The sequence below is a fragment of the Moorena sp. SIO4E2 genome (assembly GCF_010671945.1).
GTDB classification, from domain to species: domain Bacteria; phylum Cyanobacteriota; class Cyanobacteriia; order Cyanobacteriales; family Coleofasciculaceae; genus Moorena; species Moorena producens.
The window spans coordinates 1-9,037 of the sequence record NZ_JAAHIE010000091.1 but is presented as its reverse complement, the minus strand read 5'-3'; the positions used below and the strand labels follow the sequence as shown (position 1 = coordinate 9,037).

Here is a 9,037-nt window from a genome sequence, read left to right as displayed (position 1 = left end):
ACTCCCGATTCCCTACTCCCTACTCCCTACTCCCTATTAAAATTACCAAGGATTCCCCACAATAGTAAACCATGCCCAATAGTAAGGATGGGATAAATTATTATTAGTGTTAGTATTATCCTTAAGCATCTCTACTTGGGCTAACCTTAAGGCTTCTGCTTTTATAGGGACTACTTTTAAATGGTCATAAAAAGATTTCAGGAGTTTAAACGTTCCATTTTGAGGCACTGCTAACAAACTAGCTAAAACCGATTGCACTTTGGATTGATAGGCAAATCCAGCAAATCCTAATTCATACTGTTGATTGCCAAGGGCTGTATCACAAGCACTTAAGACTAATAAGTTGACCGGTGGTTGCTCTAATCCCAAAGTTTCAAATTTTCCTAATCCTAATCGTTTTTTACCGAACTGAATGTAGGAATCATTAGCATTAGACCGAAATTTACCATGGGTTCCTAAATGAAGGATATTAAAAGATTTCTGATTAATTTCATCCTGGAGATTAGCGATAGTGAAGTTTTCGTTTTCTAGGGCTTTAGCTGACCAGGTATTGACTAAATGCTCGATTAGTTTGGGAACATAGGGTAAGTCTCGATGCTGGTGAAATTTTTCCGTGCCCATAGCCAGCACTGGGGCTTTTCTGACATCGGTATAGTTGGTATCGGTCAAGCTCAAACTAGGCACTAAACCAACACTGTATTTTTCCACAATAAAGCTTTCGCCATCATGGAGGGCGGCTAAAGGGAGAGACTGCAAGCTTTTATCCATCACAAACACCAAGTTATTGATGTTTTGTTCATCTAATGTCTTCTGGAGGGGTTTAATCAGTAATTGATAGAGTTGTTGGGATTTGGCTAGGTCTTGTGGTCGAAAAACCCCTGCTCTAGGAGATGCTACACTATCCCGGAATGATTGAGCTAAGGCTAACACTTGCTCCCGGCTGGTATTAGCAATCCGTTTGTAGATCATTTTGCCTTGGCTAGTTACCAATACCAGTTCTAACGGAGCATTAGGCTTGGGCTCTACAATTACATTAGGATTGATGTTGAGGAATTCGGTTTTTAAGACAACGTCTCGTCCTGGTAAATTTCCAGAATTCCGAAAAAAGACATAGATCAGTGCTGGTCTAGCATCGGTAACTTGTTCAATTTCCTTGAGTTCTGTTTGAATGTCTTTGGCTGTTTTAATCTCAGCAACAGATGACTCAACTTGACCGTTGTCTTGACTGGTGACTTGACTGGTAACTTGACTGGTAAAATAATCCTCTAGTTGATAGACTAGCATTTCTTTGGACAATGCTTCAGTTTCTTCTATCATCAATGGTGGGAGGATTTCCTGTGGTAACTCAGGTAAATCTGGCTCACTATTGGTTACTTCAGTATTACTAGTATTAGGAGATGACTGAGTAATCAGCTCAGTAATCAGTTGAATCTGACTGGGAAAATTACCCTGAGTATAGGACTCCAGAAACCGTTGCGTTGGCAAAATAGAATTCTGTGTGCCAGTGGTAATGGCTCCAGCGGTACCATTGATGCTGGCATCCCCGACAGTAAAGGGTATGGAACTAGCTGCGCCATTATGTCGGATGATGACTGACCCTCCTGCCACTCCGCCCCTAGTGGAAATACTAGCTGTGGTCTGATTGCGTCCGCTAAAGGTATCGGTAGCTCGGAAAAATCGACCAGCGGTAATATCAACATCACCACCACTACCGTTTTCTCCCCCTTGAGCATTAATCGCCCTGACTTCCACATCTCCAATCGGGTCGATAATCACATTTCCGCCATCACCAAGACTACCGCTAGTATTAATTAAGCCAGTCTTAATGGTAGTGGAAGCATCGATAACAAGATTACCACCACTAATACCAGAGGTGTTGAGGTTTTCTGTGAATACCTCTCCATTCCTAGCGGTAAGGTTGATATCGGAGCCATTGGTGATAATGTTCTCAACTGCAATACTTTGATTGGCCTCTAGAGTAATCGAAGCATCGTCTATGCCTTGAATTGTGCCATTGGCGATGATGGCACCTGATCCGGCTGGGGCTTGAATGGTTACTGGGTCTTGGAAGGTGACCCCAGTTTCAGCAATGGTAATGTTAGCGCTACTGTTAGGATTACCGATAGTGATAGCAGTAAAGCCATCTTGCAGGAAGTTGATTTCTTGGGCAGTTAGAGCTATAATACCAGTCTGGCTCCTGTGATTGCCACCAATTGCGATCGCTTGATCAGCGCTGAACGGTTGTAATGTAATGGTGGCATTCCCTTGAACTATGTCGTTAAAGTTAATTTCATCAGCAGTTAGGGTAATATCTCCTAGGGGAATGGTGCCTCCCACTGCATCATTAAACTGAATGGTGCCAGTGCCAGCATTAACGCTCAGGTCTTGATTACCGTCAACGGTATCATTAAAGGTAATGTTACCGCTAGTGCTAGTGATGTTAGCACTAGTGTTAGGGCTAGTCGGATCAAGATTGAGGGGTTTGAGGAAGCTAATGTTACCACTCCCAGATGTCACAGTGCTGTTGAGATTGATTTGAGTAGTATTGAATTGCCCAATGGAGATACTCCCTGAACCCTGAGCACGGATGGGTTGATCAATGGTGATAGTACCAGGTATATCTTGTCCGAGACGAATGCTGCCATTTTTAGCAGCGCTAATCCCATTCACACCAGCCACGGAGGTGATCACAGCATTGGGGTCTTGAAGGTTAAGGATAATATCGCCACTATTGCGGGTAACGGCAGCAATATTCTTAGCTTGAACATCTATACCATTAGCATCGGCGTAGCTAAATCCATTTTCAGCATCGAATAAAACTGCCCCTTGTTCCCCATCAATGGTTACTTCAGTCCCCAGATTATCAAAGATGGTACCAGCAGAGATAAATTGAGCTGTCTGATTATTAGCCAGTTGGACAGCAGGATTGGTGTCACTGCTGAGAAAGTGAATATCCCCGCCTCTGACAATAACATTGAGATTGGCCTGACTCAGGTCAAAGTTGCGGATTCTTACATCACCGGTAAATTCAGGATTTCCAATTGTTAAGGTACCGGAAGTGCCTAGAGCGAGATTATTGAACAAATCCGCTGTGGTGATTTGGAAGGTGCCACCAGCATCTTTCCCTATGCCCAAAGTAGTATTAGGGTCTTTTGGTTGGATAGTGATGCTTTCAGCCATCAGCTGGGAAATCACTTCAATCCCACCAGCGGTAATCAAAACATCTTTAATCTTACTGGCTTGTAAGGGTTGCTCCGGATTGCCGAGACTGACTTGACCATCGGTATCAATGACTAGAGTGCTGGGGCTGTTGATGGGATTTTTGATAGTAATGTTACCGTTGGTAGCTGTGATTGCGATCGCTCCCCCATTTTCTGATTCCGATCCAGCATTGATACCGCTACCCCCACTATTGATTTGGATATCACCACCTCTGCTAGTTACGGTGACATCACCGGCCCCTGACCCACCAAAGGAATCAATACTAGGAATTTGAATAGTAGGTTGAGTGGTGGATAATTGACTATTGCCATCAGCATTTAGGGTAATATCCCCTCCCCTACCAGTATTATTAGCAGTATCTAAGCGATTATTCTTAGTGACTTCGATAGTGCTGCGAGAGTCAATCAGGATTTGTGGGGAATTAGTATTAGGATTACTATTACTTAAACCACCGGTCTTAATAGTGTCAACTTGAATTGCACCAGTGGTTAATGCAGTATTAGGCGAATACTGATTGGTTATCGAGACCAATCCATCCCGAGCTACGGTAATATCGCTAACTTTGATATCGGCACTGGTGGCATTACTGCTAAAATTATTACTAAAATCAAGATTACCTGAATTGTTTCCTGGCACTCCTCCTTGTTGTGTCCAATCAATCCCAGCTCTAATATCTAAGGTCGCCTGATTAGCACCATCAATCACCAAATTACTTTGGTCAGATAGAGTGACATTGGCTAGATTAGCAAGGATGGGATCGGAGTGGGTTGGACTAATCTTAGGGTTAGGCTGATCAGTAGGATTAATCGCAATCTCGCCTAAGGTAACACTACCCCCTGCTAAAATATGTAAGGAAGCGCCTTGATAGTTGCCTAGACTGACATCACCATTTGCTAGAATGATGGAATCATCAGGACTAATCCAATTCCCTGGACTACCATCTAACTGCTCAATCCGAAAACTAGCGCCTGTTTGATAGCGACTACTGCCTTGTACTGGATTAGCGGAACGCAGTACCATGTTGCCACCAGAGAATAAACCACTAGCTTGATGATTGGGGGTTGAAATCTCTATGGCTTGATTGCCCTGGATGGATAAATTGCCGAGGGCTTCAGCAATAAAGGGGCGCGCTAGACTATCATGCGATCGCACTGTATTGCCAGCCAACAGATTCAAATCCCCAGTGGTAGAGAGCTGGCTTTCGACTAAGGTGAGATTATTAGCAGCTGATAGTGTAGCAGTCTGAGCGTTTACCTCCCGAGCCACCACATCACCCATCTCAATCGGTAAACCAGAATCCGCGAGCTGTACTTTACCATCTGGCTTCACCACAATCGGTGTCTGTAACCCTTCAACTCCGTCGGTCAACAAGGTTGGTAAATCCTGAGGTGTAAATGGTAGCTGCTCCCCATCAGCATCCGTTGGTAATTCAATTTCGATATTTAATAGGTGTCCTGGTTGGCTAATCCTAACTAAATTAGCACCATCTACAGCAGCCAGAGTAACCGTTCCGTTGGCAGCACTTACGTTTCCAGTACTGATCACACTACCGCCGATTAAGCTTAAGTTATTACCCTCTAGTAGTTCCAGATTCCCAGCATTAATAATACTCCCTGGTTGAGTCGAGTCAAAGGCCAAAGTCTGGGGATTACCGATTAAAGTTTGATAGTCATTTGACCCAAAGCTAGTGAACCAATTGTCTTCACCAAACCCAATCCGATTCGCTGTTGTTACGGTTAAATCACCTGGGATATTCAGACGAGCATTAGCACCAAACACCCATCCCGCTGGATTCATTAAAAATAAGTTTGAGTTACCTCCAGCTATTCGAATTAACCCGTCAACAATTGACGGCTTACCCCCAATCACCCGACCCAAAATATTACGAATTCGGGGATTAGACAGAAACGTAACTGTCTGTTCTGCCGTCAGACCAAATTCTTGAAAACTATGGAATAAATTGGCGCTATCTCCGGAAACTGTACCCCCGTCAACCGTCAACTCATTGCCATAAATTGTAATACTAGTGCCCGTACCATCTGTGGCTGGTATAATAGATTCAGCCTTAGCGACATGGACGGGATACAGTATGGCTATACCTAAATAAATTTCTCCAACTAGAGAAAAAAGTTTCCACAACCAGTTACTATGCCACCCAACAGCTTTCACGAGTCGATGCTCCCACTACACCAATAACTTACACCAATCACCTAAACTAATCATAACTTACTTAATCGCTACTTAATCCCTTACCTAACTTAATCCCTTACCTAACTTAATCGCTATTTAATTTCTTTATATTAGGTAATTTAACTGCATAATTTTGAATTGATCAACCTATGTAGTCACACATCATAATTATTCAGTTGCTTGCTAATTTATTTAATTGCTGAATTGTAATATTAATTGTAATATTAATTGGTTACAAAAATCCGCCTCCCTGGTTTATAGCAGAAGTCAGAAGTCAGAAGTCATTTGTCAGAAGTCAAACTCTTGCGCTTACCTTAGGTTTGAGACTTTTGTCATGTCCTAACTGCCCTGGCGACTGCTATACTTGCTTTCTTGGGTTTACTTGCTTTCTTGGCGTCCTTCCCGTCTTCGCCGTTGATCAAACACCCCCCTTCCTCAAATGTTACCATGATCAGACTGCTGGGAATACTATCCACCCTATCACTACACCAACCGGGTGCATCTCATATTTGTAAAAAACAAGGGGAGGGTGGGGAGGTTGGGAAGTGGGGAGAGATGCGGAGATGGGGAGATGGGGGAGTTTTTTATTAAGGGTAATTATCCCGACATGATATAGCACTACGCATTAAAGTGTTTGACATTGCTAAAAGCTGAAAACCTTTTGTAGTAAACTTTTGACTTCTGACTTGTGACTTGCGGACTTGCACGTAGCGCTATATTATGGCTAACTTATCAGGGCAGGGATTGATGGGTTTTGGTTAATACAATCAATAGGTAATTGACATCTGCATCATTATAATTAAATACCAACAATAAACTTTGTATAGCAGTCGAAGTAAAGCTTAAGACATATTTCTGCTCCCTGCTCCGAACGCGCCCCGCGTGGCCTACGGCCTTAGTCCCTGCTCCCTTTCAACCAAAATACTCTGTCCTAAACTATACTTCGGTTGCTATATAGTTAATTGTTATTCACCCTAGGCATAAGGATTCAGCCGTCAGCTATCAGCCCTTGGCTGATAGCTGACGGCTGATAGCTGATAGCTGATAGCTTACCTAGACATTAGTCGAGAGACTAGAACTTACCATTACTGGCAGCAATAGAAGTACCATTGCTCAAATACTGCTCAGGCTCTACATCAACCTCTACTACATCGTCTTGGTAATCTTGAGTTTTACTTCCAAAGAGGGTCTTTCTTGTCCAACGAACTAAGTTATCGACATAGGTAAATAATACTGGCACCACCACCAAGGTGAGCAGAGTAGAAGTGGTAAATCCTCCTATCACGGCAAGAGCCATCGGACTACGAACTTCACCATCGGCTCCCCATTCCAAGGCAATGGGAATCATGCCAGCAATGGTGGAGACCGAGGTCATCAAAATCGGTCGCAAGCGACTGACTCCAGCTTGAATGACTGCTTTAAACTGGGATGTCCCTTCTTTCTGATTGGCTAAGGCAAAGTCTACCAAGAGAATGGCATTTTTGGTCACCAATCCCATCAGTAATACTATTCCGATTAGGGCAAAAAGTGCCAATTCCTTCTGGCCAATCAACAGTCCCATTAAGGCACCACCGATGGATAGGGGTAAAGCCACCAAAATTCCAAAGGGATAGAGAAAACTGTTATACAACAGTACCAGAATGGCATAAATGCACAACACTGATAGCGCTAAAGCGCTTAAAAAGCCACCGAAGATGTCTTGCATAATCTTGGCATCCCCAGAGGGTTCCTCGGAAACTCCAGGGGGTAGGGGATTCATAGCAGGTAGGGATTGGACTTTTGCGATCCCATCTCCTAGGGAAATCCCTTGCAAGTTAGCTCCCAAAGACACCTGACGAGCACGATTAAAGCGGTCAATCTGGGCCGGTCCACTCCCTAAACGGATATCGGCTACAGCAGCGATGGGGACTAAGGTTCCATTTCGACTGGGAACCCGCAGATTTTTGAGGGTTTCGATGTCATCCCTCGATTCTGGGTCGAGTTGGACACGAATCGGAATTTGTCGGTCAGGTAAGTCAAATTTAGCCAGATTTGACTCAAGGTCTCCAATTAAGGCTAAAGAGGCTGTGCGTGCGATCGCTTGAACAGACACTCCTAAATCTGCAGCACGGGCAGGATTAGGTACAATCACAATTTCTGGTTTAACTAGACTTTCACTAGAGGTGACTTCCACTAAACCAGGACTTTGGCGCATCTGTTGTTCTAGAGTTTGGGCGGTTTGGGAAAGCAGTTCACCATTCTCACTCTTGAGAACAATTGATAAATCCTTGCTAGAGCCTCCAGCCCCTTGACTACGGAAACTAACCCTCGCGCCAGGTATTTTCTGGAAACCCTCACGCATCTGCTGCTCAAATTCTTGCTGAGATATTTCCCGTTGCTCTTTGGGTAAGAGTTTGGCGTATACAATACCAGAATTTACACCATCATTTCCAGCCCTGGCCAGAACATTTTCTATAGCTGGGTTTGACTGCAACAACTGATTTGTTTCTTGAACCACATCTATGGTTTCACTCAGCTCAGACCCCGGTGGCAGGTCAATCAATACCGTACTGACTCCAGTATCCTCATTACTAAACAAACCCTTGGGAATAAACTGTACAAGCTGCAAGCTACCAATGAAAAAAGCTACAGCTATCAACATCGTGGTAATCCGGTGCTTCAACGCCCAGGTTAATAAACCTCGATAAGGTTGTATAGGTCGCGTCTGATGGGTTGCAGGTTGTTCGCGTAGCGTGGCCTTTTGGCCAAGGTTAGCAGGTTGATGGTTAGCAGGTTGATGGTTAGCAGGTTGATGGTTAGCAGGTTGATGGTTATTGGGTTGAAGGTTAGCTGGTTGATGGTTAGCAGGTTGATGGTCAGCAGGTTGATGGTTATTGGGCCAACTTTCAACCTTCAACTTGTCAACCTTCAACTTGTCAACCTTCAACTTGTCAACCTTCAACTTGTCAACCTTCAACTTGTCAACCTTCAACTTGTCAACCTTCAACGGGTCAACCTTCAAGCTTTTTGATTTTGGCTTGAGCAAATAAGCACTCAGCATTGGTGTCATTGTTGTAGCTACTAGGGTGGAAAACATAGTAGATACCGCAACGGTTACTCCAAAGGGTTGGAAGAATTGACCAGGGATACCCCCCATGAAGGCTACAGGAATAAATACCGCGACAATAGTTGCGGTGGTGGCTACTACAGCTAAACCAATTTCCCGGGCCCCATCCCACGCTGCTCTCATGGGTTTCTTACCCATATCCAAGTGCTGGTCGATATTTTCAATCATGCAAATGGCATCATCGACCAAGTTCCCCACGGCTAGGCCTAAACCCAGTAGGGTCATATTGTTAAGGGTATAGTTTAGGGCTTTCATCACCAGAAAGGTGGGAATAATTGATAAAGGTAGCGCTATTGCTGTAATTAGAGTTACCCGCCAATTTCTCAGAAATATCCCCACGGTGAATACAGTCAGTATTGAACCGATAATTAGGGAATCAATGGTTGCTTGGTAGGACTCACGGATGGAATCAGCACGGGTGAAGATCAAGCGCAGTTCAATATCCTCTGGCAGGGTAGTTTTTAGTTGAACAACCGCCTTGCGAACCCCTTCTTCCACCGAGACTAAACTGCTACCAGA

The 9,037-nt window shown here is 44.1% G+C and carries 2 protein-coding genes; both read right to left on the bottom strand.

The genetic code is table 11. The features are described 5' to 3' along the window. Nucleotides 1–42: 42 nt before the first annotated feature. Nucleotides 43–5,391, bottom strand: coding sequence for a CHAT domain-containing protein (locus F6K37_RS12685; protein WP_287250543.1), 5,349 nt, complete (start codon nucleotides 5,389–5,391; stop codon nucleotides 43–45). Nucleotides 5,392–6,484: 1,093 nt separating this feature from the next. Further along, nucleotides 6,485–9,037 (bottom strand): efflux RND transporter permease subunit (locus F6K37_RS12680; RefSeq protein WP_287250540.1); only part of this gene is annotated, 2,553 nt, incomplete at its 5' end.